At 61.4% G+C, this 20,645-nt stretch carries 15 protein-coding genes; 9 read left to right on the forward strand and 6 right to left on the reverse strand.

The features are described from left to right. Positions 1–99 precede the first annotated feature (99 nt). On the reverse strand, positions 100–1,440 hold the full coding sequence (locus tag EI969_RS19505; protein WP_160389228.1) for a phosphate ABC transporter substrate-binding/OmpA family protein: 1,341 nt from the start codon (positions 1,438–1,440) through the stop codon (positions 100–102). Between the two features lie 81 nt (positions 1,441–1,521). Beyond that, complete coding sequence (gene xthA / locus EI969_RS19510; RefSeq protein WP_160389229.1) at positions 1,522–2,334, reverse strand: exodeoxyribonuclease III; 813 nt, start codon at positions 2,332–2,334, stop codon at positions 1,522–1,524. A 217-nt stretch (positions 2,335–2,551) separates the two neighbouring features. Between xthA and EI969_RS19515 the strand changes: the two genes are divergently transcribed. From EI969_RS19515 to EI969_RS19545, 7 genes are all read left to right on the forward strand, one after another. Then, positions 2,552–3,202, forward strand: a complete 651-nt coding sequence (locus tag EI969_RS19515) for an N-acetyltransferase (RefSeq protein WP_160389230.1) — start codon at positions 2,552–2,554, stop codon at positions 3,200–3,202. A gap of 65 nt (positions 3,203–3,267) precedes the next feature. After that, positions 3,268–4,995 carry an autotransporter assembly complex family protein gene (locus EI969_RS19520; protein WP_160389231.1) on the forward strand — a complete coding sequence of 576 codons (1,728 nt, stop codon included), beginning with the start codon at positions 3,268–3,270 and terminating at the stop codon, positions 4,993–4,995. Then, positions 4,992–8,660 (forward strand): translocation/assembly module TamB domain-containing protein, encoded by a 3,669-nt coding sequence (locus EI969_RS19525; protein WP_160389232.1) that lies wholly within the window; start codon positions 4,992–4,994, stop codon positions 8,658–8,660. The genes EI969_RS19520 and EI969_RS19525 overlap by 4 nt, the downstream gene beginning before the upstream one ends. Positions 8,661–8,898: 238 nt before the next feature. After that, the gene (locus tag EI969_RS19530) at positions 8,899–9,372 is read left to right on the forward strand and encodes a MarR family winged helix-turn-helix transcriptional regulator (RefSeq protein ID WP_160389233.1); all 474 of its coding nucleotides are present in this window, start codon (positions 8,899–8,901) and stop codon (positions 9,370–9,372) included. Beyond that, positions 9,369–10,838: an efflux transporter outer membrane subunit gene (locus EI969_RS19535; protein WP_160389234.1), complete on the forward strand. Its 1,470-nt coding sequence runs from the start codon at positions 9,369–9,371 to the stop codon at positions 10,836–10,838. The genes EI969_RS19530 and EI969_RS19535 overlap by 4 nt, the downstream gene beginning before the upstream one ends. 15 nt (positions 10,839–10,853) lie before the next feature. After that, positions 10,854–12,056: an efflux RND transporter periplasmic adaptor subunit gene (locus EI969_RS19540; RefSeq protein WP_160389235.1), complete on the forward strand. Its 1,203-nt coding sequence runs from the start codon at positions 10,854–10,856 to the stop codon at positions 12,054–12,056. 64 nt (positions 12,057–12,120) lie between these two features. After that, a complete protein-coding gene (locus tag EI969_RS19545; protein WP_160389236.1) occupies positions 12,121–13,653 on the forward strand; it encodes a DHA2 family efflux MFS transporter permease subunit in 1,533 nt (510 codons plus the stop codon). A 123-nt stretch (positions 13,654–13,776) separates the two neighbouring features. On the opposite strand, the gene lpxH is transcribed toward EI969_RS19545, so the two are convergent. Beyond that, a complete protein-coding gene (gene lpxH, locus EI969_RS19550) occupies positions 13,777–14,529 on the reverse strand; it encodes a UDP-2,3-diacylglucosamine diphosphatase (protein ID WP_160389237.1) in 753 nt (250 codons plus the stop codon). Next, positions 14,526–15,029 (reverse strand): peptidylprolyl isomerase, encoded by a 504-nt coding sequence (locus tag EI969_RS19555; RefSeq protein ID WP_160389238.1) that lies wholly within the window; start codon positions 15,027–15,029, stop codon positions 14,526–14,528. Before EI969_RS19555 ends, lpxH begins: the two co-directional genes overlap by 4 nt. 266 nt (positions 15,030–15,295) lie before the next feature. Here EI969_RS19555 and EI969_RS19560 point away from each other — a divergent pair, with 266 nt between their 5' ends. Further along, entirely contained in the window at positions 15,296–16,993 is a 1,698-nt protein-coding gene (locus EI969_RS19560) for a glutamine--tRNA ligase/YqeY domain fusion protein (RefSeq protein ID WP_160389239.1), read from the forward strand. A 22-nt stretch (positions 16,994–17,015) separates the two neighbouring features. Further along, positions 17,016–18,398, forward strand: a complete 1,383-nt coding sequence (cysS, locus tag EI969_RS19565; RefSeq protein ID WP_160389240.1) for a cysteine--tRNA ligase — start codon at positions 17,016–17,018, stop codon at positions 18,396–18,398. Between the two features lie 197 nt (positions 18,399–18,595). Here the strand turns inward: cysS and EI969_RS19570 are convergent, their stop codons facing one another. Next, a complete protein-coding gene (locus EI969_RS19570; RefSeq protein ID WP_160389241.1) occupies positions 18,596–20,428 on the reverse strand; it encodes a sigma-54-dependent Fis family transcriptional regulator in 1,833 nt (610 codons plus the stop codon). A 120-nt stretch (positions 20,429–20,548) separates the two neighbouring features. Beyond that, positions 20,549–20,645 (reverse strand): IS3 family transposase (locus EI969_RS19575; RefSeq protein WP_160389242.1); only part of this gene is annotated, 97 nt, incomplete at its 5' end.

Genomic DNA, 20,645 nt, shown 5'->3' on the forward strand with positions numbered 1-20,645 from the left:
CCGCCCGGACCGAGCCCGCTCCCACAAGGACTGCACCGAACCTGTGGGAGCGGGCTTGCCCGCGATGGCGTCAGTCGATCCAGTGCATCAAAAGCAGGTTCAATACACCCAAACCTCAACCCGCCGATTCTTGATCCTTCCCTCATCGGCGCTATTGGCCGCCACCGGCATCTCCGCACCAAACCCGCGAATTTCGCGAAACACCACGCCGTTCTTCACCAACTCCCGCCGTACCGCCATGGCCCGCAGCTTCGACAACAGATCGGCGCGCGCCGGGTCGCTCTTGGCATCGCCAAACCCCACCAGCGTGACCTGGCCATCGACCTTGCCGTGCTGCTTTAAATAGTCGAGCACTCGCGTCAGGTCTTGCCGCGCCTTGTTGTCCAGGCTGGCACTGCCTTCTTCAAAGCGAAAATTCACCGATAACCGCTGGGCATGACGACTGAGGGACTGGTATCCCTCGGGCATCAGCGCATTGGGCGTAACGGCCATGGCCTGGACGGTTTGGGCAATAAAACCGTTGGCGGCGACAATGGCCTGACCCTTGGTGCTCTGTGCAAAGGCCACCAGGGCACTGGCCCAGAGGTTTTTCCCGTTGGGTGGCAGGTAAAGGAACAACCGACGGGACAGCGGATAATCCTCCGTCGCAATCAGGCTGTTGAGCGGCAGCATGGCTTGTGATTGACCATCGACAATGGCCACGGCCTTGGCCTGGCGCACGTAGGGCAGACCGATAAAACCGATGCCTTTCGGGTCTGCGCTGACCGCATCGGACAGCTGTTCGCTGGACTCGAAGCGTTTCGCCGAGCTGCTCAGGGTCTTGCCCCGGCCACTGAGGACCAGTTCCTTGAAGGTGTCGTAAGTCCCGGACTGATCATCGCGCGCATACAGATGAATCGGACCGCCGCGGCCGCCGAGGTCTTCCCAGGTCTTCACCTCGCCACTGAAAATGTGCGCCAGTTGCACGGTGTCGAGTTGATTCAGCGGATTGTCCGGGTGAAGGATGATCGCCAGGCCATCGATGGCGATGACTTGTTCTGCGTTCGGGCTTTTCAGGTCGCCGAGGGACTGCAGGCTGGCCAGTTCGCCGTCCTTGATCGGGCGCGACGAGGCGGCGAGATCGGCGCTGGCTGCTTTCAGTGCAGTGAAACCGGTGCTGGAACCATGGGCTGCCACCTCCACCACGACCCGCCGACCCTCAACGGTTTCGCCGACAATGCGCAATTCGTTGGCGGTGTCCGGGGTTTCGCGATGAATCTTGCGCAGGCCCTGTTCGCTCAGCAAGCCCTCGACCAGCGCCGGTCCCAATGCCGCGCCAATGGTGTTGGAGCCCTGAATGCGCAGTACGGGGCCGTGTTCGGGTGTCGGCAAGTCGCCGGCCGAGACCGCCTGCGGCAAGCCCGTGCACAACATCAACAGGAACAACACGCGCAGCATCATGCCGGCACCTTATATAGCTAAAGGAGGTGCCGGGAGATTAAGTCAGTAAGGTTTCGGAAAAATGACAAACTGCTGAGAGGATCAGCTCAATTCAAGCCAGATCGGCGCATGGTCCGATGGTTTTTCCATGCCGCGCAACTCGTAGTCCACTCCGGCAGCCTTCACCCGTGGCAGCAGGCCATGGGAGGCGAGGATCACGTCGATACGCAGGCCGCGCTTGGGCTCGTCTTCGAAGCCGCGGCTGCGGTAGTCGAACCAGCTGAAGGTGTCGGTCACGTCCGGGTTCAGGTGGCGGAAACTGTCGACCAGGCCCCAGTTCTTCAGGCGGGCCATCCACTCGCGCTCTTCCGGCAGGAAGCTGCATTTACCGGTCTTCAGCCAGCGCTTCATGTTGTCCGGGCCGATGCCGATGTCGCAGTCTTCCGGGGAAATGTTCACATCGCCCATCACCACCAGTGGCTGGTCGTTCTTGAACTGGCTTTCCAGCAATTGCTGCAAGTCGCCGTAGAAACGTTCCTTGGCCGGGAATTTGGTCGGGTGGTCGCGGCTTTCGCCCTGTGGGAAATAACCGTTCATGATGGTCACCGGCACGCCGTTGGCGTCGGCGAAAGTGCCCCAGATGAAGCGTCGCTGGGCGTCTTCTTCGTCGGTGACGAAACCTTTATGCAGGGCCAGCGGCTCCTGGCGCGACAGCAGGGCGACGCCGTAGTGGCCTTTTTGCCCGTGGAAATACACGTGATAACCCAGGGCCTGAACCTCGGCCAGCGGGAACTGTTCGTCGTGGACCTTGGTTTCCTGCAGGCCGATCACATCGGGCTGGTGCTTTTCGATCAGCGCCGCCAGCTGATGGGGACGGGCGCGCAGCCCGTTGATGTTGAAGGAGACGATCTTCATGGTCGGCAGTCCTGGCAAAAGGGCGATGCTAGCTGACATGTGGGAATCGGGCCAGTGTGGGGTAGGGATTTACTCTGTACAGTCAGATCTGTGTCGCTCGCGAAGGCGATTTCATTGCCTACACTGATTTCGGATCTGTAAGGAACTGTGTCAGCGCCGACAGGCTCGTAACAACAAGAGCGCAGCCACCCGAGCTGTGCCGGGGAGATCAATCGTCATGCCCGAAACCTCGACCGCCATCGCCGATATCCACATGCTCGACAGCGGCTACGCCCGCGAAGCCCGTTCGCTGCTGTACCAGGCGTATCGACACGAGCCGACCTTCGGTTATCTGTTCGAAGCCGAACGCCCCGGTTACGAACAGCGGGTTCGCGCCACGGTGCGCGAACTGGTGACCCAGCATTTTCTCCAGGACCTGCCGGCCATCGGCCTGCTGGTCAACGACCGCCTGATCGGCATCGCCCTGATCGCGCCGCCGCAACGTCGTCTTGGCGTCACCGAAAGCTGGGCGTGGCGCCTGCGCATGGTGCTCAGCACAGGATTTCGCTGCACCCGTCGCTACCTCGAGTACCACGCCGCCGTGGAGGCCTGCGTGCCGAACGACTCGGTGCACGTCTTGCCATTGCTCGGGGTTCATCCGCAGTTCCAGGGCCAACATTTCGGCGAGCAACTGTTGCAAGCCGTGCACAACTGGTGCGCCGTGGATGAAAACTCACAGGGCGTGATCCTCGACACCGGCAATCCGCGTTATCTGGAGTTCTACAAGCGTCAGGGGTACGAGGAAATCGGTGAAGTCGCCGTAGGACCGGTGCGCGAGCACGTGTTTTTTCACCCCAATCCCCAGGTGTTACATACAGCAACGGCTTAATCCAAGAACTTTCCGGGCAAGTCAGGCTCTATCACGCTCTCGAGCTCGTGATAGCATCCGCGCCTATGAAGTTTCCAGGAAGAATTACCAGCGGTGTGCTGATGCTGATGACCAGCTGCGCAGCGCTGGCACAAAGTGAATTGGATGTACGGATCAAACCGTCCAATGACGAGCTGAAGGCCAATATTGAAGGCTATATCGGCAGCCTCGGCGATCGCGATGAGGAGGCGCTGCTGCGCTTCAGCCGTGGCGCCGAGGAGCAGGCACGCAAGGCCGCCCAGGCTTTGGGTTATTACCAGCCGCACATCGACAGCGAAGTGAAGGGCGGCGAAAAGCCGCGCCTGGTGCTCACGGTCGATCCCGGCGAGCCGGTGCATCTGCGCAACGTCACGGTACGTGTCGAGGGTCCGGCCGCTTCCCTCAAGGCCTTTCGAGTCCCCAAGAGCGACGCGCTCAAGTCCGGCGCCGTGCTCAATCATGGTCATTACGAGGACGCCAAGCGGCTGATCCAGAATCAGGCTTCGCGTTATGGCTTTTTCAGCGGCCGCTTCACCCGTTCAAAACTGTCGGTCGACCCGCGAGCCGGCGTCGCCGATATCGAACTGATCTATGAAAGTGGTCCGCGCTATACCTTGGGCAAGGTCAGTTTCGAGGGCGATACGCCGTTCGACGACGAGCTGCTGCAACGCATGGTGCCGTTCAAGGCCGGTGCGCCCTATGACTCGGAACTGATCGCCGAACTCAATCAGAACCTGCAATCGAGTGGCTACTTCGAAGGCGTGCGCGTGGACGCGGCACCCACGGCATCGAAAGAAGATGTGATCCCGGTGGACGTCAAGCTCGAAACCCGCAAGCCACGGACCATGGGCCTGGGCCTGGGTTTCTCCACCGACGTCGGCCCACGGGCCAAGGCCAACTGGACCCGGCACTGGGTCAACGCGCAAGGGCACAGTTACGGCTGGGAAACCGAAGTCTCGGCGCCGCGGCAAAACGTCGGGCTGTTCTACGACATTCCGCTGGACCCGCCACTGACCGACAAATTGCGTTTTGCCGGCGGCTACCAGAATGAAGAAATCGCCGATAAGGAAAGCCACAGCAAGCTGTTGACCCTCGGCCCCGAGTGGCACAGCAAACTGCCCAGCGGCTGGCAACGGGTGGTTTCGCTGAAGTGGCAGCGCGAGGATTACCAACTGGGCGACGACGCGGGACTCAGTACCTTGCTGATGCCGGGTGTGAGCTACTCGTACCTCAAAAGCGACAACCGCATCGACCCGCACAACGGCTATCGCCTGGCATTCGAATCCAAAGTGGCCAAGGAAGGCCTGGGTTCCGACAGCAACCTGCTCTACGGCACGGCATTGGTCAAAGGCCTGACCACGGTGTTCGATAAACACCGCTTCCTCGGGCGGGTGCAGGTCGGCGGCAGCGCCACCAACGGTTTCAAGTCGGTGCCGCCGTCGTTGCGCTTCTTCGCCGGTGGCGACCAGAGCGTGCGCGGCTACGACTATCAGAGCCTGTCCCCGGAAAACTCCGACGGTGACCGCATCGGTGGCCGCTACATGGTGGCCGCCAGCGCGGAATACCAGTATTCCATCGCCGAAAAATGGCGGGTCGCGACTTTTGTCGATCAGGGCAACTCCTTCAACACACTCGAGTTGCCGAACCTCAAGACCGGGGTCGGCATCGGCGTGCGCTGGGTCTCGCCGGTGGGGCCGATCCGGCTGGACCTGGCCCATGCGCTGGACGACGATGGCGGCATTCGACTGCACTTTTCCATGGGGCCTGAGCTGTGAAGCGTGGTTTGAAAGTAACGCTGCTGGCGATAACGGCACTGTTGATGCTGGTTGTCCTGACGCTGGCCACGGTGTTGGGCACGGCGACAGGCAGCCGCTGGGCGCTGGGCTTCGTACCGGGGCTGAGCCTGGACAACTTCCAGGGCCGGCTGGGCGGGCAGTGGAGTGCCGACCGGGTGTTGTGGCAGCAAGACAACAACCGGGTTGAACTGAGCCAGGTGATTTTCGCCTGGTCGCCATTTTGCCTGGCCCGCATGACCCTGTGCATCGAGCGATTGCAGGCCGATCAGGTCAGCCTGACGTTCCCGCCGGGTGCCGAAGAGCCCGACAGCGGCCCGATCACGCTGCCGGAACTGAAGTTGCCATTGGCCATTCAGTTGGGAGACGTCAAGGTCGGCCGGTTGCTGTTCAACGGCAGCGAACAACTCAAGGGCCTGCAACTCGCGGCGCACTGGACCCCTGAGGGTATGCAGATCGATTCCGTGCATTTGCAGCGCGATGACCTGAGCCTGAACCTGTCCGGCTCCCTGCAACCGAGCGGCAACTGGCCACTTACCGCAGAAGGCAAGTTGACCCTGTCTACCCCAGCACCCTGGGATCTGGCACTCAAGATCGACGGCGACCTGCTCAAGACCCTGAACCTCAAAGCCGACAGCAGTGGTTACCTCAACGGCCAACTGAGCGGCGAGCTGCAACCACTGGTGGAAAACCTGCCGGCCAAGGTGCGGATCACCGCCGATGGCTTCAAGGCCAGCGCCGATCTGCCGGACACCCTGCAACTCAATCAACTTGAGCTCACGGGGGCCGGCGACTTGAAGAACGGCTACGCACTGCTCGGCAAAGCCACATTACCCGCCGAGCAAGGGCCGGTCGCCCTGGCGCTGCAGGGCAAGGTCGACGCCAACGGTGCACAGATCGCCGCGCTGGACCTGACCGCCAACGACAAGCAAAGCCTCAAGCTCACAGGGGTTCTGGACTGGAGCAAAGGCCTGAGCGCTCAAGCGAAGATCGACTGGCTGGATTTTCCCTGGCACAGGCTCTATCCGCTCATCGACGAGCCGCAGGTAACGCTGCGCACGTTCACCGGCGAAATCTCCTACACCGACGGCAAGTACCTCGGTCATTTCGACGCGGCAGCGGATGGTCCGGCCGGTGCTTTCACCCTGGCCAGCCCGTTCGCCGGCGACCTGACGAAAATCTACCTGCAGCAGATTCAACTCCAGGCCGGGCAGGGCAAGGCCGAAGGGCACCTGAACCTGCAATTTGCCGACGGCATTGCCTGGGACACCGCGCTGGACCTGTCGGCGATCAACCCGGCGTACTGGGTCGCGGAGCTGCCGGGCACCCTCGCCGGGCCGTTGCGCAGCCAGGGCGAGATGAAAAACGAAGTGCTCAGCCTCAATGCCGACCTGGACCTCAAGGGCAAACTGCGCGGTCAGCCAGCGGTGATCCAGGCCAAGGCCGATGGCCGTGGCGAGCAATGGAACCTCAACGCCCTGCAAGTTCGCCTTGGCGACAACAGCATCACTGGCAAGGGCAGCCTGCAACAGAAACTCGCCGGCCAGATCGATCTGAAGTTGCCGCGCCTGGCGCAGCTCTGGCCAGAGCTGCGCGGCCAACTCAATGGCCGCGTGGATGTCGCCGGCACGCTCAAGGCGCCCCAGGGCAAGCTTGACCTGCAAGGCGCGCAATTGGCTTTCCAGGACAACCGCCTGCAAAGCCTGAACCTGGACGCCACGCTGGACAGCGCGCAACGGGCGCAAATCGACCTCAAGGGCAGCGGCATCCAGGCCGGCGACACCTCGCTGGGAACACTGACCGCCAGCGGCCAGGGCGATATCAGGAAGCAGAAGCTGAACCTCGACCTGCAAGGGCCGAAATTGAAACTGGCGCTTGGTCTGGACGGTGCGCTCGACCAGGGCAATTGGCGCGGACGCCTGGCCAGCGGTGATATCCAGGCCGGTGGCCAGGACTGGAAGCTGCAAGGGCCGGCGAAACTCGAACGCCTGGCGGATGGCAAAATCAACTTCGGCGCCCATTGCTGGGCCTCCGGCCAGGCCAGCCTGTGCGGTGAAGACTCGCGCCTGATGCCTGAGCCGAAGCTGCGCTATCACCTCAAGCAGTTCCCCATCGACAGTCTTGCGCAGTGGTTGCCGAAGGATTTCGCCTGGCAGGGTCGGCTCAATGCCGACCTGCAACTGGACTTGCCGGCCAGCGGCCCGAACGGCCAGGTCAGTGTCGATGCCGGCGGCGGCACGTTGCGCGTCAAGGATAAGGACCAGTGGCTGGATTTCCCGTACCAGACCCTGAAACTCACCAGCAAGCTCACGCCCAAACGCATCGACACCGAACTCAATTTCGTCGGTGGCAAGCTCGGGGAACTGATGGTGCAGGCACAGCTCAATCCGTTGCCGAAGAACAAGCCCGTGACCGGTTCATTCCGCTTGAGCGGGCTGGACCTGTCGGTGGCGCGGCCGTTTGTACCCATGGTCGAAAAGCTGGCCGGGCGCCTGAATGGCAGCGGGACGATTTCCGGTGGCCTGCTGGCGCCGCAGGTCAATGGCAGTCTGCAACTGAGCGACGGCGTGGTTGCCGGGCCTGAACTGCCGATGGAGCTGCAAAACCTGCACGTTCAAGCGCTCATCGCCGGTGAAAGCGTGCAACTCAACGGCGGCTGGAACAGCGGCAAGGCCGGGCAGGGCAGCCTGAACGGCAACATCGCCTGGGGGCAGGCCATGGTGGTAGATCTGGCGCTCAAGGGTTCGCAGTTGCCGGTCACCGTCGAGCCTTACGCCAAGCTGGAAGTCGCACCGGACCTGAAAATCTCGATGAAGGGCGACGAGTTGGCCATCGCTGGCAAAGTGCTGGTACCGAGGGGTGAAATCACCATTCGCGAGTTGCCGCCGTCGACGGTCAAGGTTTCCGATGACACGGTGATCGTCGGACAGCAAACCGAAGAGGGCAAGCCGCCGCTGGCCATGAAGATGGACATTGAAGTGGTGGTCGGCGAGGACAAGCTGAGTTTCGCCGGGTTTGGCCTGACGGCGAATGTGCAGGGCCATGTGCACGTCGGCGACAACATGGACACCCGTGGCGAGCTGTGGCTCAACGACGGGCGTTATCGTGCCTACGGCCAGCGGCTTTCGGTACGCCGGGCGCGCCTGCTGTTTGCCGGTCCCATCGACCAGCCATACCTGGACATCGAGGCCATTCGCAAGACCGACGACATCATCGCCGGCATTCGTTTGAGTGGCAGTGCCGAGCAGCCGACCACGCAGATCTTCTCGGAGCCGGCCATGAGTCAGGAGCAGGCGTTGTCCTATCTGGTGCTTGGGCGTCCGCTGAGCACCAATGGCGAAGACAACAACATGCTCGCCCAAGCGGCCCTCGGTCTGGGCTTGATGGGCAGTTCCGGGGTGACCAGCAGCATCGCCAAGAACCTGGGCATCCAGGACTTCCAGCTCGACACCCAGGGCAGTGGCGATGCCACCAGCGTGGTGGCCAGCGGCAATATTTCCGAGAAGCTCAGCCTGCGCTACGGCGTCGGCGTGTTCGAACCGGCCAATACCATTGCCTTGCGCTACAAGCTGAGCAAAAAGGTCTATCTCGAAGCCGCCGGCGGCGTGGCCAGTTCGCTGGACATCTTCTACAAGCGGGATTTCTAGGCTCCCGTTTCCTCTTCAAACCGAGTCGCTGCCATCGCTGGCAAGCCAGCTCCCACAAGGTCCAATGCGATCCTTGTGGGAGCTGGCTTGCCAGCGATGGCGTCAGTGTGGTCGAAACAAATCCCGACGCCGTTAGTCAACTATTTACAAAGCTTGCTAACTATTACGTTGACATTCGCTGCCTAGGCAGTAACATCTCGACATACATTCACTGCCTAGGCAGCTAATTGGTGGTCAGATGAAACATTTCTCTCCGGAAGATTTCCAGAATTGCCATCTCGGCCTGTTGCTCGGACGTGCCGCGCTGCTCAAGGACCGGATCCTCGACACCCGCATGGAACCCCACGGCATCACCGCCGCGCAGTTCAAGGTGTTGATCATCATCGCCCAGTACGGCGTCGATTCGCCGGGCGAGCTGTGCCGTCACCTGTCCCTCGACAGCGGCTCGATGACGCGCATGCTCGATCGTCTGGAACAGAAAGGTTTCCTCGCCCGCCAACGCTCCGAGGCGGATCGCCGTCAGGTGCAGTTGGTACTGACCGAAGAAGGGCAGAAGCTCGCCAGTCTATTGCCGCACATCGGTGCCGAAGCCATGAATGAACTGGCCGGTGCCATCACTCCGGATGAGCTGAAGACTCTGGAGTTGATCCTGAAGAAAATTTTGCTGGCAGCCGGTGACTCGATCACCCTGCTGCGGGTAGGTGACAAATGAGCAGTAAACCCTTGCGTGCCGGCCTGAGCCTGGTGCTGTTGGCCATGAGCCTGGGCGGTTGCGCCAGTTACAGCGGCCTGAAAACCGCAGGTGTCAGCCTCGACGCGAAAACCCTCGAGGCCGGGCAATCCCTCGGCGGCGTGACCCTGTCGCCGGCCGCCTGGCCGAAAAGCGACTGGTGGAAGAGCCTCGGCGACCCGCAACTCGACGGCCTGATCCGCGAAGCCCTGCGCGACAGCCCGGACATGCAGATTGCCGACGCCCGCGCCCATCAGGCCAGCGCCGCTGCCTACGCCGCCGACGCCGAACGGATGCCGACCCTGGATGCCAGCGCCGGCGTCAGCCGTTCGCGCCTGGCCCGCGACCAGGACCCGCTCGGGCAGGGGGACGCTTACGCCACCATTCGCAACATCAGCGCCGGTTTCAACTACAACTTCGACCTGTGGGGCGGCCAGCGCGATGCCTGGGAAGCGGCCCTTGGCCAGGCCCGTGCCGCCGAAGTCGACCAGCAGGCTGCGCAACTGACCCTGGCCGCCGATGTTGCCCGCGCCTACAGCGATCTGGGCCAGGCACACATCGTCTACGACCTGTCCAGCGAAGACCTCAAGCGCACCCGGCAAATGCTCGACCTGAGCCAGCGCCGGCTGACGGCCGGGATCGACAGCCAGTATCAGTTCCAGCAGACCGAAAGCCTGGAAGCCACTTCCCAAGCCAACCTGATCGATGCCGAGAAGCGCCTGAACAGCGCGAAAATCGCCCTCGCGGTACTGCTCGGCAAAGGCCCGGACCGCGGCAATGAAATTGCCCGACCGAACATTCTTCAGCCAGGCGTGGTAGCGCTACCTTCAGTGTTGCCGGCAGAGTTGCTCGGACGTCGCCCGGACCTGGTGGCCGCGCGCTGGCGGGTCGAGGCAGCGGGCAAAAACATCGACGCCGGCAAGACCCGGTTCTATCCCAACTTGAACCTCAGTGCCGCAGCCGGCGCCGAATCCCTGTTGGGCGATGCGATGTTTGGTTCCGCCAGCCGTTTCTTCAACATTGCACCGACGATCTCGGTGCCGATCTTCGACGGTGGCCGCTTGCGCGCCGACCTCGATTCGCGCGACGCCGATTACGACCTCGCCGTGGCGCAGTACAACAAAAGCCTGGTGAAGGCACTGGGGGATGTCAGTGACAGCATCAACCAGCTGCGTGACATCGTCCGGCAGATCGCGGCCCAGCAGCATGCCACCGACATCGCCCAGGATTCCTACAACACCGTGGTCCAGCGTTACGGTTCCGGCATCGGCAACTACCTGGACGTGCTCAGCATCGAGCAGCAATTGCTCCAGGCCCAGCGTCAGCTGGCCAACCTGAATGCCGAGCAGATTGACCTGTCGATCCAACTGATGCAGGCGCTGGGCGGCGGTTTCCAGCCTGAGGCCATTGCCTCGGCCAACGCCTCGCCAGCCACGCTGACCCACTAATTCAAGGTACCTGTCATGGCCACTGCCGATACAACTCAACCTCCTGAAAACACCCAGGGCAACCCCAATTCGGGCAAGCGCAAACTCATGCTGTTGGTGCTGGCTGTCGTCGTAGTGCTCGGCGGCGCGGGCGTCTGGGCCTACCACGAATTCTACGGGCGCTGGAGTGAAAGCACCGACGACGCCTATGTGAACGGCAACGTGGTGGAAATCACCCCGCTGGTCACCGGCACCGTGGTCAGCATCGGCGCCGATGACGGCGATCTGGTCCACGAAGGCCAGGTGCTGGTTAACTTCGACCCGAACGACGCACAAATCGGTCTGCAAAACGCCCAGGCCAATCTGGCCCGTACCGTGCGCCAGGTGCGCGGCCTGTACAGCGATGTGGATGGCATGAAAGCCCAGGTCAACGCGCAGAAAGCCGAAGTGCAAAAGGCCCAGGACAACTTCAGCCGGCGCAAGAACCTCGCCGCCGGCGGGGCGATTTCCCAGGAAGAGCTGTCCCACGCCCGCGACGACCTGACCTCGGCGCAAAACGCCCTGGCCAATGCCGAACAAAAGCTCAAGACCACCAGCGCGCTGGTCGACGACACCGTGGTTTCATCGCACCCGGACGTGATGGCCGCCGCCGCGCAACTGCGCCAGGCCTACCTGAACAACTCGCGCAGCGTGCTGATTGCACCGGTCACCGGTTACGTGGCCAAGCGTTCGGTGCAACTGGGCCAGCGGGTGCAACCGGGTACGGCGCTGATGGCGGTGATTCCGCTGGATCAGTTGTGGATCGACGCCAACTTCAAGGAAACCCAGCTGCGTGACATGCGCATCGGCCAACCGGTCGAGATCGAGACCGACCTTTACGGCAGCGACGTGAAGTACAGCGGCACCATCGACAGCCTCGGTGCCGGGACCGGCAGCGCCTTTGCCTTGCTGCCGGCGCAGAACGCCACCGGCAACTGGATCAAGATCGTGCAGCGCGTGCCGGTGCGGATCCACGTCAACGCCGAAGAGCTGGCCAAGCACCCGTTGCGCGTCGGCCTGTCGACCCTCGTCGATGTCGATCTGCATGACCAGAGCGGCCCGGTGCTGGCGCAACAGCCGCCACAGAAGGCGTCATTCAGCACCAACATCTACGACCGCCAGTTGGCCGAGGCCGACGCCATGATCACCCAGTTGATTCACGACAACAGCGCCGCGGTCAGCAAGACCGCGCAGCGCTGATTCGCCAATCCGTCGGCTGCGCCTGTAACGGGCGCAGCGCAACTTGAGTGTCAAAGGATTCGCGATGAGCAATAACGCCTCTTTCACGCCGCCCAGCCTGGTGCTCAGCACCATCGGCCTGTCGCTGGCGACCTTCATGCAAGTGCTCGACACCACCATCGCCAACGTGGCGCTGCCGACGATTTCCGGCAACCTGGGCGTGAGTTCGGAGCAGGGCACCTGGGTCATCACTTCGTTCGCGGTGAGCAACGCCATCGCCTTGCCGCTGACCGGTTGGCTCAGTCGCCGTTTTGGCGAGGTGAAGCTGTTTGTCTGGGCAACACTGCTGTTCGTGCTGGCCTCGTTTTTGTGCGGGATTTCCACGTCCATGCCTGAGCTGGTGGGCTTTCGGGTGCTGCAAGGGGTGGTGGCGGGGCCGTTGTACCCGATGACCCAAACCTTGCTGATTGCCGTTTATCCACCGGCGAAACGGGGGATGGCGCTGGCACTGTTGGCGATGGTCACGGTGGTCGCGCCGATTGCCGGGCCGATCCTCGGCGGTTGGATCACCGATAGCTACAGTTGGCCGTGGATCTTCTTCATCAACGTGCCGATCGGCCTGTTCGCCGCCTGGGTGGTGACCCAGCAGATGAAAAAACGTCCGGTGGTCACCAGTCGCCAACCGATGGATTACGTCGGCCTGATCGCCTTGATCATCGGCGTCGGGGCGCTGCAGATCGTGCTCGACAAGGGCAACGATGCCGACTGGTTCGAGTCCAGCTTCATCGTGATCGGTTCGGTTATTTCGGTGGTGGCCCTGGCGTTCTTCGTGATCTGGGAAATGACCGATGAACATCCGGTGGTCAACCTGCGCCTGTTCGCCCACCGCAACTTCCGCTACGGCACCATCGTGCTGATCCTGGGCTATGCCGGGTTCTTCGGGATCAACCTGATCCTGCCGCAGTGGTTGCAGACCCGATTGGGCTACACCGCGACCTGGGCCGGTTTTGCCGTCGCGCCGCTGGGGATCCTGCCGGTACTGCTGTCACCTTTCGTCGGCAAGTACGCACCGCGCTTCGACATGCGTGTGCTGGCGGGTGGGGCCTTCCTGGCCATCGGCCTGAGCTGCTTCATGCGCGCCGGTTTCACCAATGAAGTGGACTTCCAGCACATCGCCATGGTGCAACTGTTCATGGGCATCGGCGTGGCGCTGTTCTTCATGCCGACCCTGACCATCCTGCTCTCGGACCTGCCACCGCACCAGATTGCCGACGGCTCCGGACTGGCGACCTTCCTGCGCACCCTGGGCGGCAGTTTTGCTGCATCGTTGACCACCTGGATCTGGATTCGTCGGGCCGACCAGCACCATGCCTACCTGACCGAAAGCATCACCCCGTTCGATCCGGCCACCCGCGAAGCGTTGACCCAACTGGGCGGGGCAGGGGCCAAGGCCTACACGCAGCTGGAGCAGACGGTGGTCAGCCAGGCGTACATGCTGTCCACGGTGGATTACTTCACCTTGCTGGGCTGGATGTTCATGGGGCTGATATTGATCGTGTGGCTGGCCAAGCCGCCGTTTACCGCCAAGGCCGGGCCTGCGGCTTCCGCCGGACACTAAACACCGCAGTTCCAATGTGGGAGCGGGCTTGCCCGCGATGGCGGCATATCATCCAACATGGAAGTTGAATGTGGCGGCCCCATCGCGGGCAAGCCCGCTCCCACAGGGTTATGTGTTTGGTCGTTAGTTCGCGGGTGCGGCGAGTTGCGGTGGCGGGGCGAAGTCGAACGGCGCCAGGGCAAACCCTTGCTCATCGACCTGCAGCGCCCAGCCCTGACGATCCCAATCCCCCAGCACAATGCGCCGCGCCGCTTGCTCGCCGAGCTGCAATTTGTGAATCGCCGGACGGTGGGTATGTCCGTGGATCAGGGTCTTCACGCCGAACGCCTGCATGATCCGCGGAATCTCCTCGGGCGTGACGTCGACAATGTCATTGGCCTTCATCCGCGTTTGCGCGCGGCTTTCATTGCGCAGTTTGCGTGCCAGCTTGTGCCGGGTGCGCAACGGCAGGTTGCGCAGGATGAACAGGGTGACCGGGTTGCGCAGGTAGCGACGCAGCTTCATATAGCCTTCGTCGCGGGTGCAGAGGCTGTCGCCGTGCATCAGCAGCACCGGCTCGCCGTTGAACTGCACGACGCTCGGGTCCTTCAGCAGGGTGCAGCCGGCCTGTTTGCAGAAGGCCTTGCCGAGCATGAAGTCGCGATTGCCGTGCATCAGGAAAATGGCCGTGCCGCTGTCGCTTAGGTCGCGCAGGGCCTGGCAGATGGAGCGCTGGAAGGGTGTCATGGCGTCGTCGCCAATCCACACCTCGAAAAAGTCGCCCAGGATGTACAACGCACTCGCCGAGCGGGCGCGTCCGGCGAGCAAATCCAGAAACGCCCGGGTGATGTCCGGGCGCTCCTCTTCCAGATGTAAATCTGAAATCAGCAGTATCACTCAATGATCTCGGCTTTCTCGATGATCACGTCGTCTGCCGGTACGTCCTGGTGGCCGGACTTGGAAGTGGTGGCCACGCCTTTGATCTTGTCGACAACGTCGGTGCCCGCGGTCACTTTACCGAATACCGCGTAGCCCCAGCCCTGAACGTTCTTGCCGCTGTGGTTGAGGAAGCTGTTGTCGGCCACGTTGATGAAGAACTGCGCGGAGGCCGAATGCGGCTCCATGGTACGGGCCATGGCGACGGTGTATTTTTCGTTGGAAAGACCGTTGTCAGCTTCGTTCTGGATGCTTGGGCGCTTGTCTTTCTTTTCTTTCATGCCTGGCTCGAAACCGCCGCCCTGGATCATGAAGTTGCCGATGACACGGTGGAAAACAGTGTTTTCGTAGTGACCGGCTTTAACGTACTCGACGAAGTTGGCCACGGTGATCGGGGCTTTTTCGGCGTTCAGTTCGATGACGATGTCACCGTGGTTAGTAGTCAGTTTGACTTGGGTCATGATCGGGACTCTTTTGAGGTGGAGCGTATTGAAGGAATTCTTGGTGTTGGAACATCACGTCCCGCCACCGGTTCAGCCTTTTTGGCCAAGGTGCGCAGTTTAGCGTGCCAGACGCGAATTTCGAGGCTGTTTTTTCATTTGCGTCCTATTAAATGCGACGGTTTACAGAGTGCGCTCTGTCAGGTACTTGACGGCATCGGCTATGATAGCGGCTTTGTTTTGTCCGGCCTTCATTACGGCCACGCACTTGTACGTTCAAGGATCCTATGAGCAAGCCCACTGTCGACCCTACCTCGAATGCCAAGACCGGCCCTGCCGTGCCGGTCAACTTCCTGCGGCCGATCATCCAGGCAGACCTGGACTCGGGCAAGCACACGCAGATCGTCACCCGTTTCCCGCCTGAACCCAACGGCTACCTGCACATCGGCCACGCCAAGTCGATCTGCGTGAACTTCGGCCTGGCCCAGGAGTTCGGTGGCGTCACGCACCTGCGTTTCGACGACACCAACCCGGCCAAGGAAGACCAGGAATACATCGACGCGATCGAAAGCGACGTCAAATGGCTGGGCTTCGAATGGTCCGGTGAAGTGCGCTACGCCTCGCAGTATTTCGACCAGTTGCATGACTGGGCGGTGGAGCTGATCAAATCCGGCAATGCCTACGTCGATGACCTGACTCCGGAGCAAGCCAAGGAATACCGTGGCAGCCTGACCGAGCCGGGCAAGAACAGCCCGTTCCGCGACCGCTCCGTGGAAGAAAACCTGGACCTGTTCGCCCGCATGAAGGCCGGTGAATTCAAGGACGGCGCACGCGTGCTGCGGGCCAGGATCGACATGGCCTCGCCGAACATGAACCTGCGCGATCCGATCATGTATCGCATTCGTCACGCTCATCACCACCAGACCGGTGACAAGTGGTGCATCTACCCGAACTACGACTTCACTCACGGTCAGTCGGACGCCATCGAAGGCATCACCCATTCGATCTGCACCCTGGAGTTCGAAAGCCACCGTCCGCTGTACGAGTGGTTCCTCGAGCACCTGCCGGTGCCGGCCAACCCGCGTCAGTACGAGTTCAGCCGCCTGAACCTGAACTACACCATCACCAGCAAGCGCAAGCTCAAGCAGTTGGTCGATGAAAAGCACGTCAACGGCTGGGACGACCCGCGCATGTCGACGCTGTCGGGCTTCCGCCGCCGTGGCTACACGCCGAAGTCGATCCGTAACTTCTGCGAGATGATCGGCACCAACCGTTCCGACGGCGTAGTCGACTTCGGCATGCTCGAATTCAGCATCCGTGACGACCTCGACCACAGCGCCCCGCGCGCCATGTGCGTGCTGCGTCCGTTGAAGGTCGTGATCACCAACTACCCGGAAGGCCAGGTCGAGAACCTCGAACTGCCGTGCCACCCGAAAGAAGACATGGGCGTGCGCGTCCTGCCGTTCGCCCGTGAAATCTACATCGACCGTGACGACTTCATGGAAGAGCCGCCAAAGGGCTACAAGCGCCTGGAGCCGGCCGGTGAAGTGCGTCTACGCGGTAGCTACGTGATCCGTGCCGACGAAGCGATCAAGGACGCCGATGGCAACATCGTCGAACTGCGCTGCTCGTACGATCCCGAGACCCTGGGCAAGAACCCGGAAGGCCGCAAGGTCAAAGGCGTGGTGCACTGGGTGCCGGCTGCTGCCAGCGTCGAGTGCGAAGTACGTCTGTACGACCGCCTGTTCCGTTCGGCCAACCCTGAGAAGGCCGAAGACAGCGCCAGTTTCCTCGACAACATCAACCCTGACTCGCTGCAGGTACTCACCGGTTGTCGTGCCGAGCCTTCGCTGGGCAACGCACAGCCGGAAGACCGTTTCCAGTTCGAGCGCGAAGGTTACTTCGTTGCTGATTTGAAGGACTCGAAACCTGGTCAGCCGGTATTCAACCGTACCGTGACCCTGCGTGATTCGTGGGGCCAGTGATTCAGCGTCAAGGAAATATAAAGTGCTGACGATCTACAACACGCTCACCAAGAGCAAAGAAGTCTTCAAGCCTTTGGATGGCAACAACGTGCGCATGTACGTCTGCGGGATGACCGTGTACGACTACTGCCACATTGGCCACGGCCGCAGCATGGTCGCGTTTGACCTGGTGACCCGCTGGCTGCGGTTCAGCGGTTATAACCTGACCTACGTGCGCAACATCACCGACATCGAAGACAAGATCATCAATCGTGCCCGCGAGAACGGCGAACCGTTCGACGCGCTGACCGAACGCATGATCACTGCAATGCATGAGGACGAGGCGCGCCTCAACATCCTCAAGCCGGACATGGAACCGCGTGCCACCGATCACATTCCGGGCATGCTGAGCATGATCCAGACCCTGATCGACAAGGGTTATGCCTACGCACCGGGCAATGGCGACGTGTACTACCGCGTCGCCAAGTTCATGGGTTACGGCAAGCTGTCGCGCAAGAAGATCGAAGACCTGCGCATCGGCGCACGGATCGAAGTCGACGAGTCCAAGCAGGACCCGCTGGACTTCGTACTGTGGAAAGCCACCAAGCCGGGTGAGCCGAGCTGGGAATCGCCGTGGGGCGCCGGGCGTCCGGGCTGGCACATCGAGTGCTCGGTGATGTCCACCTGCTGCCTGGGCGAGACTTTCGACATTCATGGCGGCGGCAGCGACCTTGAGTTTCCGCACCACGAAAACGAAATCGCCCAGAGCGAAGCGGCCACCGGCAAGACCTACGCCAACGCGTGGATGCATTGCGGCATGATCCGTATCAATGGCGAGAAGATGTCCAAGTCCTTGAACAACTTCTTCACCATTCGCGACGTGCTCGACAAGTACCACCCGGAAGTCGTGCGTTATCTGCTGGTGTCGAGCCACTACCGCAGCGCCATCAACTATTCGGAAGACAACCTCAAGGACGCCAAGGGCGCCCTGGAGCGTTTCTACCACGCGTTGAAAGGCCTGCCGAGCGTGGCGCCTGCTGGCGGCGAAGCCTTCGTCGAGCGCTTCACCACTGTGATGAACGACGACTTCGGCACGCCGGAAGCTTGTGCGGTGTTGTTCGAGATGGTTCGTGAAATCAACCGTCTGCGTGAAAGCGATCTGAACGCAGCGGCCGCTCTGGCAGCCCGTTTGAAAGAACTGGCCAGCGTACTGGGTGTGTTGCAGCTCGAAGCCGATGACTTCCTGCAAGCGGGCGCTGAAGGGCGCGTGGATGCAGCCGAAGTCGAAGCGCTGATCGCTGCGCGCCTGGCGGCACGTGCCGGCAAGGACTGGGCCGAATCCGACCGCATCCGCGACCAGCTCACCGCCATGGGCGTGGTGCTGGAAGACGGCAAGGGCGGCACGACCTGGCGTTTGGCTGATTGATTGCTTGATCTGCTGTAAAACAAAACCCGCCTAGTGCGGGTTTTTGTTTTTGAACAGGGGGATATATGTGGAGTCCGGGCTGACGTCATCGCTGGCAAGCCAGCTCCCACAGTGTCCGTGTCGTACACAAAATCCATGCAGCCCGCTGAACCTGTGGGAGCTGGCTCGCCAGCGATGGGGGTCGTTCGGCCAACCCGTCATTCAGCCTGGCGCAACCGCTTGTAAAGGGTATTGCGGCTCACCCCAAGCCTGCGTGCCAGGTAGGAAATATTCCCCCCGACCGCCTGCAACTGCCGGTTCAGCGCCTCGATATCATTGAGGTCAACGGCCAATGGTTCCTGCGTCTCCACCGGCTCCATCTCCAGGTCGACAAAAAAATCATCCGGCAAATGCTCCGGCCGTATCGGTTGCTCCTCGGCCATGGCCAGGGCGACCTGAATCACGCTGCTGACCTGGCGCAGGTTACCCGGCCACGGATGGCGGCCGAACAACGCCATCACTTCCTGGCTCAAACCGGCCCATTGCGCGGGTTCACGGTGCTGCTCCCAAAGGCGCTTGAACAGTGCTTCTTTATCGCTTCGTTCTCTTAGCGGCGGCAGTTCCAGGGTCAGGCCGCCGATGCGGTAATACAGGTCTTCGCGAAACCGCCCCAGCTGGACTTGTTCACGCAACGAGCGATTGGTCGCGGAAATGATGCGCAAGTCCACCGGGAACAACTCACTGCTGCCCACCGGTTGCACGCAGCGCTCCTGCAACACCCGCAACAGTCGCGCCTGGGTCGGCAGCGGCATGTCACCGATTTCGTCGAGGAACAGCGTGCCTTTGTCAGCCTTGCGGATCAGCCCGATGCTGCCTTTCTGATTGGCACCGGTGAATGCACCTTTCTCATAACCAAACAGCTCTGATTCCACCAGTTCGGCGGGAATCGCCGCACAGTTGACCGCGATGAGCGCTTGTTTGCTGCGTGAGCTGGCCTGGTGCAGCGCTTTGACGAAGACTTCTTTACCAACGCCGGTTTCACCGTGGATCAGCAATGGAATGTCTTTTTCCAGCAAGCGCTCGGCCTGGCGCACAGCTTTTTCCACGCGGCTGTCACCGTAATGCAGAGTGTTGAGGCTGATGGCGGCGGGTGTAGCTACAACCGGTTCGGTGAACACTCGAGGTTGAATTGATACCTGTTTCGGCCGCTTCAACAGGCACTGGAAGCGATTGCGCCCCGAGGTTTGCAGGGCGAAGGGCAGGCCTTCGGGCTGGTTCAGCAACTCCAGCAGCGAAACCTTGAACAGGCTCTCGACACTGACCCGCGACAGGCTGATGCCCAGCAGATTGTCGGCGCGGCGATTGGCGGAAAGCACCTGGCCGCTTTCATCGAAAATCAGCAAGCCGGCCCATTGGCTGTCGAGGTTGTTCAGCCCGGTGTTGAACGTCAGTTGGAAATGCTGGCCATGGAACAGGTTGAGGATCAGCCGGTTTTCCACGGTCTGGCTCATCATCTTGACCATGCCCAGGGTGTGGGAGGGCGGCAGGTAGCTGTCACTGGACACGTCCAGCACCGCGATCACCTTGCGCTCGGCATCGAAAATCGGCGCGGCGGAACCGGTCATGAAGCGGTTGGCCTTGAGGAAGTGTTCATCGTGCTCGATATGCACGGCTTGCTCGCAGGCCAGGGCGGTGCCGATGGCGTTGGTGCCGGTGCAGCGCTCCATCCAGCTGGCGCCGGCACTAAAGCCTCGGGCCAGTTTCGGTTCGATAAAGCGCTGGGTGCCCCAGGACGTGAGCACCTGGCCCTGATGGTCGGCGAGCATGATCAGGCAATTGGAATTGCTCAGGATGTTCTCGTAGTAGGGCAGGACTTCCTGATGGGTGGTTTGCACCAGTGAGTGCTGGCTCTCCAGCAGTTGCGCGATGCCCGCGGCCGGCAACTGGTCGAAGGCCGGCGCGCTTTGGTGACTGAGGCCGAACGCGCGGCATCGCGACCAGGAGTCCTGGATGATGGCGTCGTGGGACAGCGGCGAGGCGGGTGCGGCCATGGCAGTCGATCTCTGGGCAAGCTTTTATTGTTTTTATGGGTTTTGCACATCACGTTGAATCTCACACGTGACGGTTCTGGCGTGCCACGCCTTTGGACTGACCCCAAAATGTTGGACGGTCTACTGCCACATGCCCACTGACTGAGTCCTGTATTCCACAGGACTCAGTCCGCCGAGCTTTGATTTGATCCGATCATGATTGTAGTAACTGATGTAC

It is taken from the genome of Pseudomonas sp. PB101 (assembly GCF_009764265.1).
GTDB lineage: Bacteria > Pseudomonadota > Gammaproteobacteria > Pseudomonadales > Pseudomonadaceae > Aquipseudomonas.